Below are 16,677 nucleotides of genomic sequence, written 5' to 3' on the forward strand. Positions count from 1 at the left end.
CGTCACATGTCCGAGCAGGAACACCGGGTCGAGCACGACTCCATGGGAGAGGTCCGCCTCCCGTCGTGGGCCAAGTGGCGGGCGCAGACGCAGCGGGCCGTGGAGAACTTCCCCATCTCGGGTCAGCGGCTGGAGCGCGCGCAGATCGCGGCGCTCGCCCGGATCAAGGCCGCGGCGGCGCGGGTCAACGCCGAGCTCGGCGTCCTCGAACCGGACATGGCGGACGCCGTCGAGAAGGCCGCGCTCGCCGTCGCCGACGGTGAGTACGACGAGCACTTCCCGGTCGACGTGTTCCAGACCGGCTCCGGGACGTCGTCGAACATGAACGCCAACGAGGTCATCGCGACGCTCGCCCAGGAGCGGCTCGGCCGTCCCGTCCACCCGAACGACCACGTCAACGCCTCCCAGTCCTCCAACGACGTCTTCCCCACCTCGATCCACACGGCCGCCACCGGTCTCGTGGTGGACGAGCTGATCCCCGCGCTCCGGCACCTCGCGGACGCGCTGACGCGCAAGGCCGGGGAGTTCGCCTCCGTCGTCAAGGCCGGCCGCACCCACCTGATGGACGCCACACCGGTCACGCTCGGCCAGGAGTTCGGCGGGTACGCCGCCCAGGTCGCCTACGGCGTGGAGCGTCTCGAGGCCGCCCTGCCGCGCCTGGCCGAGCTGCCGCTGGGCGGCACCGCGGTCGGGACGGGCGTCAACACGCCGGCCGGCTTCGCCGAGCGGGTCATCGCCGAGCTGGCGCGCGACACGGGCCTGCCGCTCACCGAGGCGCGCAACCACTTCGAGGCGCAGGGCGCGCGCGACGCCCTCGTGGAGACCAGCGGGGTGCTGCGGACGATCGCGGCCGGCCTCATCAAGATCGCCAATGACCTGCGCCTGATGAACTCCGGTCCGCGGGCCGGCCTGGCCGAGGTCCGCCTGCCCGAGCTCCAGCCGGGCTCCTCGATCATGCCGGGCAAGGTGAACCCGGTCATCCCCGAGGCGGTGTGCCAGGTCGGCGCGCAGGTCATCGGCAACGACGCCGCCATCGCCTACGGCGGCACGGCGGGCACGTTCGAGCTCAACGTGATGATGCCGATGATGGCCCGCAACCTGCTGGAGTCGCTGCGGCTGCTGACCGCCGTCTCCCGCGTCCTCGCCGACAAGTGCGTCGACGGGATCGAGGCCGACGCCGAGCGCGGCCGGGAGTACGCCGCGTCGTCCACGGCCATCGTCACGCCGCTCACCCGCTACATCGGCTACGAGGAGGCCGCGAAGGTGGCCAAGCGGGCGCTCGCCGAGCGCCGGACCATCCGCGAGGTCGTGCTCGACGCCGGGTACGTCGACCGCGGCGACCTGACGCTCGAACAGCTCGACGCCGCGCTGGACACGCTCGCGATGACCCGGCCGAGCGGGTCCTGAGGCCCGCGCTCCGAGAGGTTCACGACCTGCGTCAGTACCAGCCCGCGGCTTCGGCGTGGTCCCAGGCGGCGCACGGGGTGCCGTACCGGCGGGCGATGTAGGCGAGCCCCCACTTGATCTGCGTCGCCGCGCTGCTGCGCCAGTCGTCGCCGGCGCTGGCCATCTTCGATCCCGGCTTGGCCTGCGGGATGCCGTACGCCCCGGACGACCGGTTGCGGGCCAGGTGGTTCCAGTTGCTCTCGCGCGTCCACAGCCGGTCCAGACAGCGCCACTGCCGGTCGGACCAGCCGCGCGGGGTCATGAGCGCCACGGCGAGCAACCGGTTCCGCAGAGGCGCCGAGATCTCCAGGGCCTCGACGCGCCCGGAGTCGTGTGCGGAGTCATGGTCGGCGCGGACCTCCGCCGTCGCCGTACGGCCGGGCGCCCAGGGGCCCACCGTGACGGCGCAGCCGATGGCCGCCGCGATCCGGATGATGTATCGATGCACAGCCAGGAAACTGTCCGCGGGCCCGGCGGGGCGACACCCGCGCGGGCGGCATCCGTGCCGGGCCGTTACCGGTTCTTTGCGGCCGCCGCGCCGTTACGTTGCCCCTGGCGCGTGACGTGGTGACGCCGGTGGCCGGTGCCGGGCTTCTTGTGGTGCCGTGCCGCGACGATCCGCGCCGCGGCCGTGCTCGGCGACGCCGCGCGTGCGGGCGCCGCCAGAGCCAGTCCGGCCGCGACGCCGAGGCCGGCCAGCACGGCGACGGCCTTCGGCAGAGCGGAACGACGTATGGAGTTGTGAACCACGATGGACCCGGGCCTTAGTACCAACCGGTGGACTGGGAGTGCGACCAGGCCCCGCAGGGGGTGCTGTACCGGTCCTTGATGTAGCCGAGGCCCCACTTGATCTGGGTGGTGGCGTTGTTCTGCCAGTCGGGCCCGGCGCTGGCCATCTTCGAGCCCGGCTTGGCCTGCGGGATGCCGTACGCCCCGGACGGGTTGGCGGCGTGGACGTTCCAGCCGCTCTCGCGGTTCCACAGGTTGACCAGGCAGCCGAACTGCGAGCTCGGGCTCCACCCGTAGCTCGGCAGCAGCGAGCGCGCGATGCGCTGCGCCTCGCTCGCCGGCACCGGGTCGCCCGCGCTGGGGGTCTTCGGCTTCGGCTTCGGCGGGGGCGTGCCCTTGGCCATGAGCTTCGGCCGGACCACCTGATCGCGGGCGGCGCGGGAGGCGCGCTTCTTCAGCTCCTTCTGGCGCCGCTTCTCGGCGTCCGCCCGCTGCGCGTCGGTCAGCGGCGCGGGGGCCGGGGCCTGGGCCTGCACCTGCGGAGGGTTGCTGTGCTTGCTCGATGAGCCGCCGGTCACCGCCCAGGCGACGCCTCCGCCGCCGACCACGGCGACGGCCGCGGCGACCGCGGCGAACCGGATCAGCCGCTTGTTGCTCGCGCTGGGACTGCGCCGCATGTCCTCGAAGTCGGGCGCCGGGTCCGCCCCGGGGCCGCCGTAGGGCGGCATGGCCGACGTGGCCATGGGCTCCGGCTCGTACTCCGGCTGGTACACGGGGATGTCGTGCGCCGTGTTGTCGGACGCCTGGCCCATGGGGTCGTACGCGGCGGTGGGGTTGCCGTCGGACGCGTCGTGGGCGTAGGCGGTCGTGTCGTAGGCACCGGTGTCGTACGAGGGCGTCTCGTACGACGGCGTCTCGTACGCGCCGTCGTCCTGGGCGGAGGGTGCGCTGAGCGGGGCGCCGGCGACCTTGAGGTCGTCGTGCGGCGCCGGAGCCGGGCCGCTGCCGGTCTCCCACGGCGCCGGCTGGGGGGTGGCGCCGTCCTGTCGATCGTCTCGTCCGGGTGACCTGAATTGGTCTCCGTACAAGGCGGTCCTTCCGAAGGTCGCACGCGCATGGGCACACGTGCGAATGTCCTCACTCCAGGAACCGGCGCGGACGCGCTCGGCGCGGCCGTCGATTCCCTGGGTGGGGCACGCCCTCCGTGACGGCGTACGGCGGGGGGTGAACGCCGGGACCGGGGGGCTGTCCCACTGGAGTGCTTACGGCGCCCAAGACTGCACGAAGACGGGGGGTACCCCGCAACCGGAATGCCGTGACTGATCTCACGTCGAACCATGTCACTTTAGGAACAGAGCGCTCAATTAACCCGACTATCAGCACTTTCCAAGCTTTCTCCCATACACTGTGACTTTGGTCACATAATTACCGGAAACCGCTCGGCGACTTCGCAGCGTGACGAAAACCCCCCGGCTCCCGGAGGTGCCGAGGGGTCGCGTACGGGACGGATCAGACGCCGACGTCGCCGAGCGTGTCGGTCACGAGGGCGGCGATCGGCGAGCGTTCGGACCTGGTCAGGGTGACGTGCGCGAACAGCGGGTGACCCTTGAGCTTCTCGACCACCGCGACGACACCGTCATGCCGTCCCACCCGCAGGTTGTCACGCTGTGCGATGTCGTGGGTGAGCACGACGCGCGAGCCCGCGCCGATCCGCGACAGCACGGTGAGCAGCACCCCGCGTTCGAGAGACTGCGCCTCGTCGACGATCACGAAGGAGTCGTGCAGCGAGCGGCCGCGGATGTGGGTCAGCGGGAGGACCTCCAGCATGCCGCGGTCGAGGACCTCCTCGATGACCTCCGGGGTGGTGATCGCCGAGAGCGTGTCGTACACCGCCTGGCCCCACGGCGACATCTTCTCGTTCTCGGTGCCGGGCAGATAGCCGAGCTCCTGGCCGCCGACCGCGTACAGCGGGCGGAACACCACGACCTTGCGGTGCCGGCGCCGCTCGAGCACGGCGTCCAGGCCGGCGCACAGGGCCAGCGCGGACTTGCCCGTGCCGGCCCGGCCACCGAGCGAGATGATGCCGATGTCCTCGTCGGTCAGCAGGTCGAGGGCGACGCGCTGCTCCGCCGACCGGCCGTGGAGGCCGAAGACCTCACGGTCGCCGCGGACCAGGCGTACGGACTTGTCGGGCATGACCCGGCCGAGGGCGGAGCCTCCGCCGGAGAGCAGCCGCAGGCCGGTGTGGCAGAGCAGGTCCCGTGCCTCGTCCAGCTCGATCTGGCCCGCGTCGTACAGCCGCTCCAGTTGCTCGGCGGACACCTCGAGTTCGGCCATGCCGGTGTGCCCGGTCTCGACCACCTTCTCGGCGCGGTACTCCTCCGCCGTCAGCCCGACGGAGGCCGCCTTGACCCGCAGCGGCAGGTCCTTGGAGACGAGAACGACGTCGTGCCCCTCCTGGGACAGCGACCGCGCCACCGAGAGGATGCGCGTGTCGTTGTCGCCGAGCCGGAACCCGGCCGGCAGCACCGAGGGGTCGTTGTGGTTGAGCTCGACCCGGACCGTTCCACCCTCGTCGCCGATGGGCAGGGGTTCGTCGAGCCGACCGTGCGCGAGCCGGAGGTCGTCGAGCGTCCGCAGCGCGGCGCGGGCGAAGTAGCCCAGCTCGGGGTGGTGACGCTTGGCCTCGAGCTCGGTTATCACGACGATCGGGAGTACGACCTCGTGTTCGGCGAACCGGGTCAGCGCTCCCGGGTCGGCCAGCAGGACACTGGTGTCGAGGACGTACGTGCGCCGGGTGGCGGCTGATCTGGCCACTCGTTCTCCTTCGGGCACCTGCCCAGGCGGACCGCCTGAGGAGGCGTCCTTTCCTCGGGGGGACCTGTTTCGACGCCGGAGCCGCCGTCCCACCCGGCAGAGAAGAGCCGACCAGGTGGTTCAGGAGCCGTAGCGACGATGTCTCGCGGCGTAGGCGCGAATCGCCCGCAGGAAGTCGACCTTGCGGAAGTCAGGCCAGAAGGCCTCGCAGAAGTAGAACTCCGAGTGGGCGCTCTGCCAGAGCATGAAGCCGGAAAGGCGCTGCTCTCCCGACGTGCGGATGACGAGATCCGGGTCGGGCTGGCCACGGGTGTAGAGATGCTCGGCAATGTGCTCGACGTCGAGGACCTCGGCGAGTTCCTCGATGCTGGTGCCCCTGCTCGCCTGTTCGTGCAGGAGTGAGCGCACCGCATCAGCGATCTCACGTCTACCTCCATACCCAACTGCGACGTTCACAATCAGGCCGGGGGCATCGGATGTGCTTTCTTCGGCATGTTTCAGGACACGCGCCGTCTTGTCGGGGAGGAGGTCGAGCGCGCCGACCGGCTTGACGTGCCACCCCTGCGCGGCGAGGTCCTCGACGGTGTTCTCGATGATCTCCAGGAGGGGCTCCAGCTCGGCGGCGGGCCGGCCGAGGTTGTCGGTGGACAGCAGCCACAGCGTGACCACTTCCACGCCCGTCTCCTGCGACCACTGGAGCAGCTCGGAGATCTTGTCGGCGCCGCGCTGGTGGCCGGTGTTGATGTCGGCGATGCCCATCGAGCGGGCCCACCGCCGGTTGCCGTCGAGGATGACACCGATGTGGCGCGGGTTCGCGTCGGGGTTCAGCCTCGCCTCAAGCCGTCGTTCGTACAGCTTGTAGACAAGGTCCCGCAGGCTCATGAGCCGCACCTACTCCCAGTTCCGCGCCATGGTGTGAGCAGTCAATTATCGCGCTCAGCTCCGCATGCGGGGCCCGTACGGATGAACTGCCGGAAAACCCCCAGGTACCCACCAGCCTCGCCGGACACGTTGAGAGGCACCCTCAACGGATGAGGGTGCCTCTCAACGCGTCTCAGCGCGTCTCCGGCCGGCGCGGTCAGCGGATGGACTTCAGGATCGCCTCGTCGAGGCCGCGGAACGACGCCAGGTACTCACGCCGCTCGGTCTTCATCCGCTGCACCATCGCGTTGTACTCGTCGAGGCGGCCCTGCCGCTCGTACAGCCGCCGGGGCTGCAGGATGTCCATGTCGTCGATGCCCGGCAGGGAGGACGCGACCTCGTAGCCGAAGTCGGGGTCCTGCTCCCACTCGATGGTGTCCTCCACGATGGCCTGCACGATCGCCGACGAGTGCGGGATCTTCACCTTCTTGCTGCGGTCGTCGCCCTCGCCGCCGCCGACGCGGCCGGTGTTGAGCACGAACACCCGCATCTCGTGGCCGTCGAGCAGTTCGAGCATGCGGTTGCCCATGTCGGCCATGTCGCGCGGGAAGAACGGGTTGGTGCCGGGCACGCGGAGGAACTTGCCCTCCTCGTCCTTGCCGCCGGCGCTGGTGCCCGTGGTCTCGCCGAGCATGAAGTACGCCGCGGCCTGCGCGCGGTCCAGGCGCGCCACGCCCGGGACGATGTTCTCGTTGCGGTTGAGGATCAGCAGGAACTCCGCGGGCTCCACCTGGTCGGCCGGCCACGGGTCGACGTACTTGAACGGCCAGGTCGTACGCCCGTTCTTGGTGTACGACGTGTCGAAGAAGTCGACCTTGCCGTTCTCGTCGACGGAGACGTTCTCCAGGTAGGCGTCCGGCTTGGTCGTCGCGTGGTAGATCGTCGGCTCGAACTCCGGGTCGAGGCCGAAGGTCTTGGCGAAGCAGCCGTTCTCGGTGGTGTAAACGCGCCCCTGCGGCATCAGCGCGATGAAGTCGTCCTGCACCGGCTTACTACCGAGCTGGGTGGTGAAAGTCGTCGTGGTCTTGCCGGTTCCGGAGAGCCCGACGATCAACACGGTCTTGTTCTCGCCGCCCACCGGAATGACCTTGCAGCCCGCGTGCAAAGAAAGACCGCCGCGCTTGTAGACGATGTTGTTCCACATTCGCAGGCCGCCTTTCTTGGACTCACCGAAGTAGTCCGAATTGAAGACGCGCGTGATGTTGGAATTGAGGTCGACGGCGATGAGGCGGTCGTTCGGGTAGCCCTCCATCGGCAGGTTCGGCGTGTAGACGACCGTCGTGTGCGGGTCCCACGTCGCCGGGTCGTAGTCCTCCCCGGCCGGGTAGTAGAGCTGCTGCTGCATCCCCGCGATGTTGGCGTTCGAGGCCTCGATGACGAGGCGCGCCCGGGTGCGGAACTCCGGGTCGCTGCCGATGTAGCCGTCGACGACGACCACGTCCTGCCGGGCGAGGTAGGCCTCCTGTGCGGCCGCGACGCGGTCGTACTCGGCCCGCGTGATGGTCTGCTTGGTGGTGTTGGTCGAGTCCTCGACGATGTAGGTCGACTTGGCGCTGCGACTGTCGACCCTCGTCTTCACCACGACGTTGGCGAACTCCGTGACCGACGAGTTGGGCATCTTCTCGGTGAGTTCACGTAGTCGCTCCGGGCCGGGGTTCCACTCCACGGAACTGGCCTTGACTTCGTACGCCACGATCGCTCCTTCAAGCCGGGACGCCCCTCGGCTGAATGACCAGGGGTTTTTCCGAGTGTACCCGGAGGAACGATTTATAACATGGCCGGGGCCGGTTTAGCGAGAACGCTTTCGTGTTATTGGTTTAGACCTTTGGCATAGACCTTTGGATTAGACCTATGGATTAGACCTGTTTCGCGATTCTCATTTGTTTCGGTTGTGTTGCCGGCACGTTTTAGCGGCCGGGCATGCTCACACCTGGGGGCCGGCGGCGCGCGCCCGCTCGACGTGCTGCAGGGCGTCGCGGAGCTCGGCCAGCCAGTCGTCGGCGTTCTTGCCGACCAGGCGCACGCACCACGCCAGGGCGTCGCTGCGGCTCCGCGCCACGCCCGCGTCCACGAGCGTGTCCAGCACTCTGCGCTCCGACTGCCGCAGCCGCGTCATCACCGGCACGGACAGCTGGGTGAACATCGTCGTCTCGTCCCCGCAGCGGACGCCCCAGGAGACCTTGCGGCCGAACCGGTGCTCGGCCTCGCGGGCGATGTCGACGCGGCGCTCACGCGTGTCCTCGCGGAAGCGCTGCACGTGGCCAGCGATGACGCCGGAGCGTTCGGCCGCGGAGGCGCCGTCGGCCGCCTTCGGCTCGGCCAGCCGGCCGATCACGCTGATCTCCTCGCGGTCCAGCACGACCTCGGGAGCGCCCTCGAACCATTCGTCCGGAAGCCGCCCCGTGAACCACCCGCGCAGCTTCTCCAGCCCATCGTTCGTAGTCATGTAATCATGATTACACACTAACGCCGAACCGGCCAGCACGAGGTCGAGGGCACGGGTGCCCCGCAGGGCGACGAGGCGACGACGGACGAACGGCTCGCGGGGACCGGCCACGGACACTCGGCCGCGGCCGGTTGAACTGTCAGGGAGGGAGGACCTCGCTCAGGCGCCGCCGGCCTTGCGGGCGGCGAGTTGCGGGTTGACCCGGATCGCGCCCCAGAAGTTGGTCATGTAGACCGTCTGGATCTGCACGTCGGTGCCGGTGTGCGGCGCGACGACCATCTTGTTGTTGCCGAGGTAGATGGCGATGTGCGAAACGCCGTTGAAGGTCGGGTCGTTCTTCCAGGTGAGCAGGTCGCCCGGCTGCGCCTGGCTGAAGGGCAGCCGCCAGCCGGTGAACGCCTGGATGTCGGCGGTGCGCGGCATCCGGATGCCGGCCTTCGCGAAGGCGTACTGCACGAGCCCGGAGCAGTCGTAGCCGCCCTCCGCGTCGGACTCGCCGCCCCAGACGTACGGCATGCCGATCTTCGACTCGGCCGCCCGGATGACCGTGTTGACCTGGGGCGCGGTCATGACCCTGCCGTTCGGCGCGCTGCCCGGCGCGCTCGTGCCGTCGTACCGCGACTCCAGCGCCGCGGTCTTCGCGCCGTGCGGCAGCACCTTGGCGAGCGCCTTGCGGAGCTTCGCGACGTCGGTGTGCGGCGCGCTGACGAGCAGCGCGTTGCCGGACGGCATGCCGATGGAGCGCGCGGTGGCGTGCGAGACGACCGCGTCGACCTGGCCGATGCCCATCGTGGCGTACGCGCCGACGCGCACCGCGGTCTTGTGGTCGGTGCCGCCGATCTGGGTCCAGGAGGCGAGCGGGACGCCGCCGTCCTTGCCCATCGTGAAGGAGATGGCGACGTCGCCGCCGGAGATGTTGCGCCACAGCGCGTCGGACTTGGCGCTGGCCTCGGGCGTGTACGCGCGGAAGGTCGAGGGCTCGACGCCCATCACGCCGACGCGCTTGCCGGCGACGAACGCGCGGGCCGCGTCGACCACCTCGACGGCCTTGACGCCCTTCACGTGCCGGACCGCCTCGACGTACGCCGCGGGGATGGTCTGCTCGGAGGCGACGAGGACGTGGGGGACGATCTCCTTCCGCAGCGCGGAGACCGCGCCGGGCGTGTAGCCCGCGGGGTCGGCCGCGGCCACGAGACGTTCGTCGGCCGGTCCGGCCGTGGTGCCGCTCTGGTCACGTGCGACGACGACCGCGATGTCCGCGGCGACCGTGGTGACGAGTGTGACGCCAATGACCGTCGGCAGCATGCGGCGGCGGCTCGGCCAGCGCACAGCACCCCTCCTCATCCCCGCTGTGTCGTACGACTATGGCCCACCGGGCAACGGTCGTCTACCCATGCACCGTATGGACCACTCGTCTCCGCCCGGCCGCATCGCGCGTACAGGCGCCCGCCATTGAGGTAACACCCCGATAACTGAAAGATCAAGACCGTTCGGCGCCTATGTTGACAGAAATTCCAATGAGCGGCCTTTCGGGGCGGACGCAGCGTTAGGAAATGAATGTCCGCAGTGACCGAATTCAGCCTGCCGTCAGCTCGTTCTCGAGTGCGGCGGTCTCGGTGACCGGCATGCGGCAGGTGAACTCCCGGCACACGTACGCCGCGGGGCGGCCGTCGACGGGCGTGCGGCCCTCCGTCAGCGGGACGCCGCCACCGGTCGCCACGACGGCGGGCACCGGGCTCAGCAGGGCCGTGCGGTGCAGGTCACGGGTGCGCGGGTCGTCGGCCGGGCCGATGACCGCGACCTCGAGGGGACCGGCGAGCAGCGCCTCCACGACGGCCAGGCCCCAGCCGGCGAACCGCGCGTGCCGCTCGGCGAGCGGCACCACCGGGGCGAGCGCGGCGGCGGCCGCGTCGCGGTGCCGTGCCGAGCCGGTGAGCGCCGCGTACGACAGCAGCGCCCCGGCCGCGGCGAACTGACCGGACGGCGTCGCGTTGTCGGTCGGGTCCTGGGGACGCTTCCACAGGCGCTCGGCGTCGTCGGCCGTGTCGAAGAACCCGCCCTGGCCGTCGGCGAACCGGTCGAGCACGACGTCGAGCAGCTCGCCGGCGAACTCCGCGTGCGCCGCGTCGCCGGTCACGCCGTACAGCGTGATGAGCCCCTCGGCCAGGTCGGCGTAGTCCTCCAGCACGCCCGCGTTGTCGCCGGCCCTCCCCGCACGGGAGGTGCGCCGCAGCCGCCCGTCGCGCCAGTGGACGTCGCGCAGCAACCGCGCGGCCCCGACCGCGGCCTCGACCAGGTCGGGCCGGTCGAAGTACGCCCCGCACTCGGCGAGCGCCGCGATCGCCAGGCCGTTCCAGGCGGCCACGACCTTGTCGTCCCGTCCCGGCGGGACGCGCCGGGCACGGGCCGCGCACAGTGCCGCGCGCACCCGGGAGTACCGCTCACGGTCCTCCGGCGGGCGCGGGAGCTGCAGGACCGAGGTGCCGTGCTCGAACGTGCCGGTGACCTCGAACAGCTCCGCGGCGTACGCGCCGTCGTCGGCGCCGAGGACCTCGGTGAGCTGCTCGGGGGTCCAGACGTAGTAGGCGCCCTCCTCGTGCGTGCCCTCCGGCGTCTCGCTGTCGGCGTCGAGGGCACTGGCCAGCCCGCCCTGGGCGGTCCGCAGGTCGCCGAGCATCCAGTCGCAGGTCTCCAGGGCGATCCGCCGGCCCTCGTCGGCGCCGGTGAGCCGCCACCAGTGCGCGTAGACGCGGGCGAGCAGGGCGTTGTCATACAGCATCTTCTCGAAGTGCGGCACGACCCAGGCGGCGTCCACGGAGTAGCGGGCGAAGCCGCCGCCGAGCTGGTCGTAGATGCCGCCTCGCGCCATCGCCGTGAGCGTGGCGTTCGTCATCTCCAGGGCCGTCTCCCGCCCCTCGCCGCGCCGCGCGGCGTGGCGCAGCAGGAACTCCAGCACCATCGACGGCGGGAACTTCGGCGCCGTGCCGAACCCGCCGTGCGCCCGGTCGTACCCCTCGGCGAGCCCGCGTACGGCGGCGGCCGGGACCTCCTCCGACGGGACGGCGCCGCCCCCGAGGCCGGCCGTGCCGCTCAGCGCGCCGACGACCTTCTGGCCCTGCGCGAGGACGTCGTCGCGCCGCTCGCGCCACGTCTGGGAGACGGCCTGGAGGAGCTGCTGGAAGTGCGCACGAGGGAAGTAGGTGCCGCAGTAGAACGGCTCGCCCGACGGCGTCATGAACACGGTCATCGGCCAGCCGCCCTGGCCCGTCATCGCCTGGGTGGCCTCCATGTAGACGGCGTCGACGTCGGGGCGCTCCTCGCGGTCCACCTTGACGCTGACGAACAGGTCGTTCATCATCCGCGCCGTCGCGGCGTCCTCGAACGACTCGTGCGCCATGACGTGGCACCAGTGACAGGCGCTGTAGCCGACCGAGAGCAGGATCGGGACGTCTCTGCGCCGGGCCTCCTCGAAGGCGTCATCACCCCAGGGGAACCAGTGCACGGGGTTGCCGGCGTGCTGCAGCAGGTACGGGCTGGTGGCGTCCTTCAACCGGTTCATCGGCTCTCCGGGATCTTGCCGGTTATCTGCGCTGGTGCCGTGCTCGGGCCCTCACCGTTGCGGCCCATGGTTCCACCGTAGTGGCCGTCGTACGCCGGCCCGGCGGGGCACCGGCCGCAATTGCCCACCGCGATTTCCGCGGATGCGCGGGTCAAGCGAACTAATCTATGCACAGGAGTCATCAAGGGCGGAGTGTGGATAGTGGATCTGATTTCGGTCTCGGCGCTGGTCTCGCTCTTGTCGAAGATCTTCAACGGCACCACGGAAAAGGCCGGCGAACAGTTGTGGCAGTCGCTGACCTCGACCGTCCGACGTCTCTTCGGCCGCAACACGGCGTCCGTCGAGGCGGTGAAGCGCCTGGGCGAGCGGCCGGGTGACCCCGACGCGATCCACGCCCTCGCGCAGGCGCTCGTGGACGATTCCAGCCGCGACCCGCGGGCCGCCGCCCAGCTGCGCCACTGGGTGGCCGCCGCCGAGCAGACCATCGCCGGGAGCGGCGACGTGACCAACTCGATGAGCGGTGAGGTGCACGGCAACGTCCTGCAGGCGCGCGACATCCACGGCAACATCACGTTCTGAGCGTCCGTCACCCCGGCGTTGGGGAACCTTTCAGGTTCGCCTGAGGCAGGCTCCAGGATGGTGGGCCACCATCCGGCATCATGCGAATCCTCCAGGGCGGAGTGTTGCTGGCGTCGGGTGCCGCACTGCTCCTCACCGCGGCCTGCGGGTCCTCCTCGGGTGACAAGGCGGCGACCTCGCCTTCCGGATCGGCGTCCTCGAGCGGTTTCGCCGCGTACGCCGCCTGCCTGAAACAACACGGAGTGAACATCCCGACCGCGCGTCCCTCGGGCCGCCCCTCGGGCCGTCCCTCAGGAGGCGGCGGCCGTTTCTTCGGCGGCGGCGCGAACCAGCAGGCGGTTCAGGCCTGCCGGTCGCTGGCCCCGCGAGGCGGCCGCTTCGGCGGGCAGGGCATGCAGGAGCTTCAGGCGTACCGCAGCTGCCTGTCCGACCACGGAGTGAAGCTGCCGACCCCCACGCCGGGCGCCCAGCGCACGCCCGGAGCCCAGCGCACCCCGGGCGCCCGCCGTTCGCCGGGCGCGGGCCTCTTCGGCGGTCTCGACACGGCGGACCCGAAGGTCGCCAAGGCCCTCAAGACCTGCAAGCCGCTGCTCCCGACGTTCTCCCCGCGTCCGTCGCCGAGCTGACCCAGACGCCCGCGCGAGCTCTCCTCCCTCGCGCGGGTCCCCCAGCCGCGCGGGTTCCCTCCCCCGCGCGGCTCCCCGCTTTACGGGCCCGGTCAGCGCGCGGCGAAGCGGTGGGTGCGGCGGCTCGGAGGGCGCAGCGACCAGGACACGACGGTCAGCGCCGCGATCACGGTGAGCGGCACCAGCTCGCCGAGGGCGTAGCCGGTGACCAGGTGGGACACGATGGCCCCGCTGTAGGTGAAGAAGGCGCCCGCGTAGGCCCACTCCTTCAGCAGCGCGTACCCCGGCACGAGCAGGGCGGCGGCGCCCAGCATCTTCCAGGAGCCCATCAGCACCAGGAAATAGGGCGGATAGCCCAGGTGCACCACGAGGTCGCGGACGTACGGGATGCGCGCGACGTCCCACAGTCCGCCGACCCCGAGTTCGGCCGCCACCATGACGGTGGCCGACCAGTACGCGAGCGCCCGGCCGTGCGTGAACCCGTACCGGACCGGTCTTCGCTCGACAGCAGTATCACTACATGTAGCTTTACTACTCATATTGCCGACGGTAGCTTTGCTACGTATGAGTGCGCAAGCGTTGAAGGGTCATCTGGACGGCATGCTGCTGGCCGCGCTGGAGGACGGTCCCCGCCACGGCTACGCGGTCATGGAGGTCCTGCGCGCGGGCAGCGGCGGCCGGTTCGACCTGCCCACCGGCACGGTCTATCCCGCCCTGCGCCGCCTCGAGCGGGCCGGGCACGTACGCGCTCGCTGGTCCGAGGAGGGCGGGCGGCGGCGTCGCGTGTACGAGCTCACCGCGAACGGCCGCCGGGCGCTGTCCGACGAGCGCCATGCCTGGCAGGAGTTCTCCGCCGCCGTCACCACCCTGCTCGGGCCGCATCGGCGGCCGGCGACACCGTGACCGGCGGCTCCGGCGCCGGGCCGGAGGTCATCGCGGCCTACCTGGACGAGGTCGCCGCCCGGCTGAACGGCCCGGCCGGGGCGCGCCGCGACATCATCGCCGAGCTGCGGGCCGGTCTCGCCGACGCGTCCGACGCCCACCGCTCCGCCGGGCTGAGTCCCCTCCAGGCCGCGCGCGCCGCCGTCGGCGAGTTCGGTGACGCCGCGCGGGTCGCCGAGGGATTCCGCGCCGAGCTGGCCGCCGCCCAGGCCCGCCGCGTCGTGCTGCCCCTGGTGACGGCCGGCCCGTTGATCGGCCTCCTGTGGGTGGCCACCGCCATGACCGGCGGCATCGGCGGCCGGCCCGTTCCGCCCTGGCACTGGGACGGTCCGCCGGCCGGGGCCCGGCCGGTCGTCCATCTCGCCGTGATCGCACTCGCGACGGCCATCGCCGGGGCCCTGTTCACCGTGGCCGCCACCGGCCGGTTCACCGGCCGGCTCCCCGGCCGTCCCCTCGTCACCGCGGCGATCGCCGCCGGCGGCACCGCGCCGATCGACCTCACCCTGCTCGTCCTGCTCGCCGTCCAGGCCGCCGCTCCCGCCGGGATCGCCGCGTTCCCGGCGGGGGTGGCCGCGGCCGCCAGCCTCGCGCGGCTCGCCTTCACCGGCCGCGCGGTCCGGGGCTGTCTCGCCGTCCGCGCGGTCAGCCGCCCTGGACGCTCGTCGCCGTGACCGTGCCGTCCTGGCCCGCGGTGCCCTGCACCACGACCTTGGAACCGGCCTTGAGCGCCTTGGCGGTCGACTTCTTGGCGATGGTGACCTTCGTGGAGCCGGTCGTCTTCACGCGGACGATCCCGTTCGGCGTCTGGACGTAGATGGTGTCGCCGTCCACGAGTTTGACCGTGCCCGACGTGCCACCGCCGGCCGTACCGCCCCCGGCCGTCGGGGCGCCGCCCTGCCGGCCGTTCTGGCCGTTCTGGCCGCCGAAGCCGCCGGGACCGCCGCCGAAGCCTCCGGCCTGGCCCCCGGCGCTCCTCCGGAGCTGACCGAGCAGCGCCGCGGGGTCGGACGAGGACTTCTTGGCGCCCCAGTGGCGGTCGGCCTGGACGCCGCCGACGAAGCCGCCCACCAGCAGGACGCCCGCGACCAGCAGAACGGTCGCCGACGGCGGCCGGCGCCTCGGCCGGTCGTCGGCCTTGAGCTCCTCGGCCAGGTCGCCCTCGAACGGCGGGGTGTTCAGCAGATCCTCGGGGGGCACATCGAGGGCCTCAGGTGGCGCGTCGTTCGTCTTGCGCCGGGTTCCAGTCACGGTTGCTCCCTATTCGTGGCGGAGGGCTTCGATGGGCCGGAGCTTGGCCGCGCGGTTGGCGGGATAGCTGCCGAAGAACAGGCCGATCGCGATGGAGACCCCGAGGGCCAGCACGATCGAGCTGGGGACAATGACCGGCTTGACCCCCACGACCTTGAACTCGCTGCCGATCACACCCGCGGCGACGCCGAGCAGCCCGCCCAGGAGGCTGAGCACGGTCGCCTCGACGAGGAACTGGCCGAGGATGGCGCCGCGCGGCGCGCCGATCGCCTTGCGGATGCCGATCTCGCGGGTCCGCTCGGTCACGGTCACCAACATGATGTTGGTGATGCCGATGCCGCCGACCAGCAGGCTGATCGCCGCCACCGCGCCGAGCAGCACGGTGAACGTCTTGCTGCTACTGCTGATCGCCGACTGAAGTGTCGCCTGGTTCATGATCTGGAAGTCCGCCGTGTTGCTGCCGCTGATGCCGTGCCGCTGGTTCAGGATGTCGGTGATCTCCGACTGCGCGGCGTCGACGGTCTTGGGTGTCTTGGCCTGCACGACGATCTGGTTCAGCGCGCCGTACCCGGTCAGGCTCTCCTGGACGGCCGGCAGCGGCGCGATCGCCACGTCGTCGGCGTCCTGGAAGCCCGACGAGCCCTTGGTCTTGAGCACCCCCACGACGGTGAAGTTCACGCCGCTCACGGTGATCTGCTTGCCGACCGCGTCGACCGTGCCGAACAGGTCCTCGTTCACGGTCTGCCCGATCACGACGACCTTGCGGTCGTTCAGCACGTCGTCGTTGGTGAAGTAGCTGCCGCGCTCGACCGGGTCGTTGGACGCCTCGAAGTACGTCGGGTAGGTGCCGACGAACTGCTGGATCGTGTGGCTGGTCCCCGCGTACGCGGCGTTCGCCGAGGACGCGTTGACCACCGGGGAGACGCTCTTGACCGACGGGGCCGCCGACGCGTCGGCCATCGCCCGCGCGTCGTCGACGGTCAGGTCGTGCGCCTGCGTCCGCGGCCCGGTCTGCTGCTGCGCCCCGGCGCCGGGGGCACCGCCGCCGAACACACGGGCGATGACGCCGCCGCCGCGCCCGCCGCCGCGCGATGTCGAGGGCATGACGGTCAGCGTGTTGGTGCCGAGCCGTTCGATGTTCTGCTGCACCTGCTTGGACGAGCCGTTGCCGACCGCCACGAGCAGGATCACCGCGCCGACGCCGATCAGGATGCCCAGCGTGGTCAGGCCACTGCGGAGCTTGTTGGCCGCCAGGCCGCGGAGCGCGAACTTGAGGACTTCGAGACTCATCGGTCGCTCACCGCTCCTCACTCGCTCCGCGGAGCGCTCGTACCTCGCCCGTCGCCACGCTCGCCGCCCCGGAC

General features: G+C 71.0%; 17 protein-coding genes. 5 read left to right on the top strand and 12 right to left on the bottom strand.

The annotated features are described in order from the left end of the window. Positions 1–6 precede the first annotated feature (6 nt). Positions 7–1,407: a class II fumarate hydratase gene (locus OG417_RS43445; protein WP_329242093.1), complete on the top strand. Its 1,401-nt coding sequence runs from the start codon at positions 7–9 to the stop codon at positions 1,405–1,407. A gap of 31 nt (positions 1,408–1,438) precedes the next feature. Here the strand turns inward: OG417_RS43445 and OG417_RS43450 are convergent, their stop codons facing one another. From OG417_RS43450 to OG417_RS43490, 9 genes are all read right to left on the bottom strand, one after another. Next, entirely contained in the window at positions 1,439–1,894 is a 456-nt protein-coding gene (locus OG417_RS43450) for a lytic transglycosylase domain-containing protein (protein ID WP_329242095.1), read from the bottom strand. Between the two features lie 65 nt (positions 1,895–1,959). Continuing rightward, the gene (locus OG417_RS43455) at positions 1,960–2,196 is read right to left on the bottom strand and encodes a hypothetical protein (protein WP_329242098.1); all 237 of its coding nucleotides are present in this window, start codon (positions 2,194–2,196) and stop codon (positions 1,960–1,962) included. Between the two features lie 14 nt (positions 2,197–2,210). Further along, the gene (locus OG417_RS43460) at positions 2,211–3,263 is read right to left on the bottom strand and encodes a hypothetical protein (RefSeq protein WP_329242100.1); all 1,053 of its coding nucleotides are present in this window, start codon (positions 3,261–3,263) and stop codon (positions 2,211–2,213) included. A gap of 421 nt (positions 3,264–3,684) precedes the next feature. Then, positions 3,685–4,992 (bottom strand): PhoH family protein, encoded by a 1,308-nt coding sequence (locus OG417_RS43465; protein WP_329242102.1) that lies wholly within the window; start codon positions 4,990–4,992, stop codon positions 3,685–3,687. 120 nt (positions 4,993–5,112) lie between these two features. After that, on the bottom strand, positions 5,113–5,874 hold the full coding sequence (locus OG417_RS43470) for an isoprenyl transferase (protein ID WP_329242106.1): 762 nt from the start codon (positions 5,872–5,874) through the stop codon (positions 5,113–5,115). A 196-nt stretch (positions 5,875–6,070) separates the two neighbouring features. Further along, a complete protein-coding gene (locus OG417_RS43475; RefSeq protein WP_329242109.1) occupies positions 6,071–7,606 on the bottom strand; it encodes a phosphoenolpyruvate carboxykinase in 1,536 nt (511 codons plus the stop codon). Between the two features lie 231 nt (positions 7,607–7,837). Continuing rightward, positions 7,838–8,359, bottom strand: a complete 522-nt coding sequence (locus OG417_RS43480) for a hypothetical protein (RefSeq protein WP_329242112.1) — start codon at positions 8,357–8,359, stop codon at positions 7,838–7,840. Positions 8,360–8,518: 159 nt separating this feature from the next. Continuing rightward, positions 8,519–9,688: a C40 family peptidase gene (locus tag OG417_RS43485; protein WP_329242115.1), complete on the bottom strand. Its 1,170-nt coding sequence runs from the start codon at positions 9,686–9,688 to the stop codon at positions 8,519–8,521. Positions 9,689–9,935: 247 nt separating this feature from the next. Beyond that, complete coding sequence (locus tag OG417_RS43490; protein WP_329242117.1) at positions 9,936–11,918, bottom strand: thioredoxin domain-containing protein; 1,983 nt, start codon at positions 11,916–11,918, stop codon at positions 9,936–9,938. Between the two features lie 201 nt (positions 11,919–12,119). On the opposite strand from OG417_RS43490, the gene OG417_RS43495 reads away from it, so the two are divergent. Together OG417_RS43495 and OG417_RS43500 are read left to right on the top strand one after the other, a co-directional pair. Then, positions 12,120–12,497: a hypothetical protein gene (locus tag OG417_RS43495; protein WP_329242120.1), complete on the top strand. Its 378-nt coding sequence runs from the start codon at positions 12,120–12,122 to the stop codon at positions 12,495–12,497. Positions 12,498–12,577: 80 nt separating this feature from the next. Beyond that, on the top strand, positions 12,578–13,123 hold the full coding sequence (locus OG417_RS43500; RefSeq protein WP_329242124.1) for a hypothetical protein: 546 nt from the start codon (positions 12,578–12,580) through the stop codon (positions 13,121–13,123). A gap of 92 nt (positions 13,124–13,215) precedes the next feature. On the opposite strand, the gene OG417_RS43505 is transcribed toward OG417_RS43500, so the two are convergent. After that, complete coding sequence (locus OG417_RS43505; protein WP_329242127.1) at positions 13,216–13,560, bottom strand: DoxX family protein; 345 nt, start codon at positions 13,558–13,560, stop codon at positions 13,216–13,218. 127 nt (positions 13,561–13,687) lie between these two features. On the opposite strand from OG417_RS43505, the gene OG417_RS43510 reads away from it, so the two are divergent. Continuing rightward, the gene (locus tag OG417_RS43510) at positions 13,688–14,026 is read left to right on the top strand and encodes a PadR family transcriptional regulator (RefSeq protein WP_329242130.1); all 339 of its coding nucleotides are present in this window, start codon (positions 13,688–13,690) and stop codon (positions 14,024–14,026) included. Continuing rightward, positions 14,023–14,736: a permease prefix domain 1-containing protein gene (locus tag OG417_RS43515; protein WP_329242133.1), complete on the top strand. Its 714-nt coding sequence runs from the start codon at positions 14,023–14,025 to the stop codon at positions 14,734–14,736. The genes OG417_RS43510 and OG417_RS43515 overlap by 4 nt, the downstream gene beginning before the upstream one ends. Here the strand turns inward: OG417_RS43515 and OG417_RS43520 are convergent. Both OG417_RS43520 and OG417_RS43525 read right to left on the bottom strand, forming a co-directional pair. Then, positions 14,708–15,313: a hypothetical protein gene (locus OG417_RS43520; RefSeq protein ID WP_329242136.1), complete on the bottom strand. Its 606-nt coding sequence runs from the start codon at positions 15,311–15,313 to the stop codon at positions 14,708–14,710. The two genes, OG417_RS43515 and OG417_RS43520, sit on opposite strands and share 29 nt — an antisense overlap. A 9-nt stretch (positions 15,314–15,322) precedes the next feature. Further along, complete coding sequence (locus OG417_RS43525; protein ID WP_329242139.1) at positions 15,323–16,603, bottom strand: ABC transporter permease; 1,281 nt, start codon at positions 16,601–16,603, stop codon at positions 15,323–15,325. Positions 16,604–16,677: the final 74 nt, after the last annotated feature.

It is taken from the genome of Actinoallomurus sp. NBC_01490, assembly GCF_036227085.1.
GTDB lineage: Bacteria > Actinomycetota > Actinomycetes > Streptosporangiales > Streptosporangiaceae > Actinoallomurus > Actinoallomurus oryzae.

Excerpts from the sequence above, each read along its gene's own strand:
- OG417_RS43445 (WP_329242093.1), top strand. The coding sequence starts at position 7 with ATGTCCGAGCAGGAACACCGGGTCGAGCACGACTCCATGGGAGAGGTC.
- OG417_RS43470 (WP_329242106.1), bottom strand. The coding sequence starts at position 5,874 with ATGAGCCTGCGGGACCTTGTCTACAAGCTGTACGAACGACGGCTTGAG.
- OG417_RS43480 (WP_329242112.1), bottom strand. The coding sequence starts at position 8,359 with ATGACTACGAACGATGGGCTGGAGAAGCTGCGCGGGTGGTTCACGGGG.
- OG417_RS43490 (WP_329242117.1), bottom strand. The coding sequence starts at position 11,918 with ATGAACCGGTTGAAGGACGCCACCAGCCCGTACCTGCTGCAGCACGCC.
- OG417_RS43500 (WP_329242124.1), top strand. The coding sequence starts at position 12,578 with ATGCGAATCCTCCAGGGCGGAGTGTTGCTGGCGTCGGGTGCCGCACTG.
- OG417_RS43505 (WP_329242127.1), bottom strand. The coding sequence starts at position 13,560 with ATGGTGGCGGCCGAACTCGGGGTCGGCGGACTGTGGGACGTCGCGCGC.
- OG417_RS43510 (WP_329242130.1), top strand. The coding sequence starts at position 13,688 with ATGAGTGCGCAAGCGTTGAAGGGTCATCTGGACGGCATGCTGCTGGCC.
- OG417_RS43525 (WP_329242139.1), bottom strand. The coding sequence starts at position 16,603 with ATGAGTCTCGAAGTCCTCAAGTTCGCGCTCCGCGGCCTGGCGGCCAAC.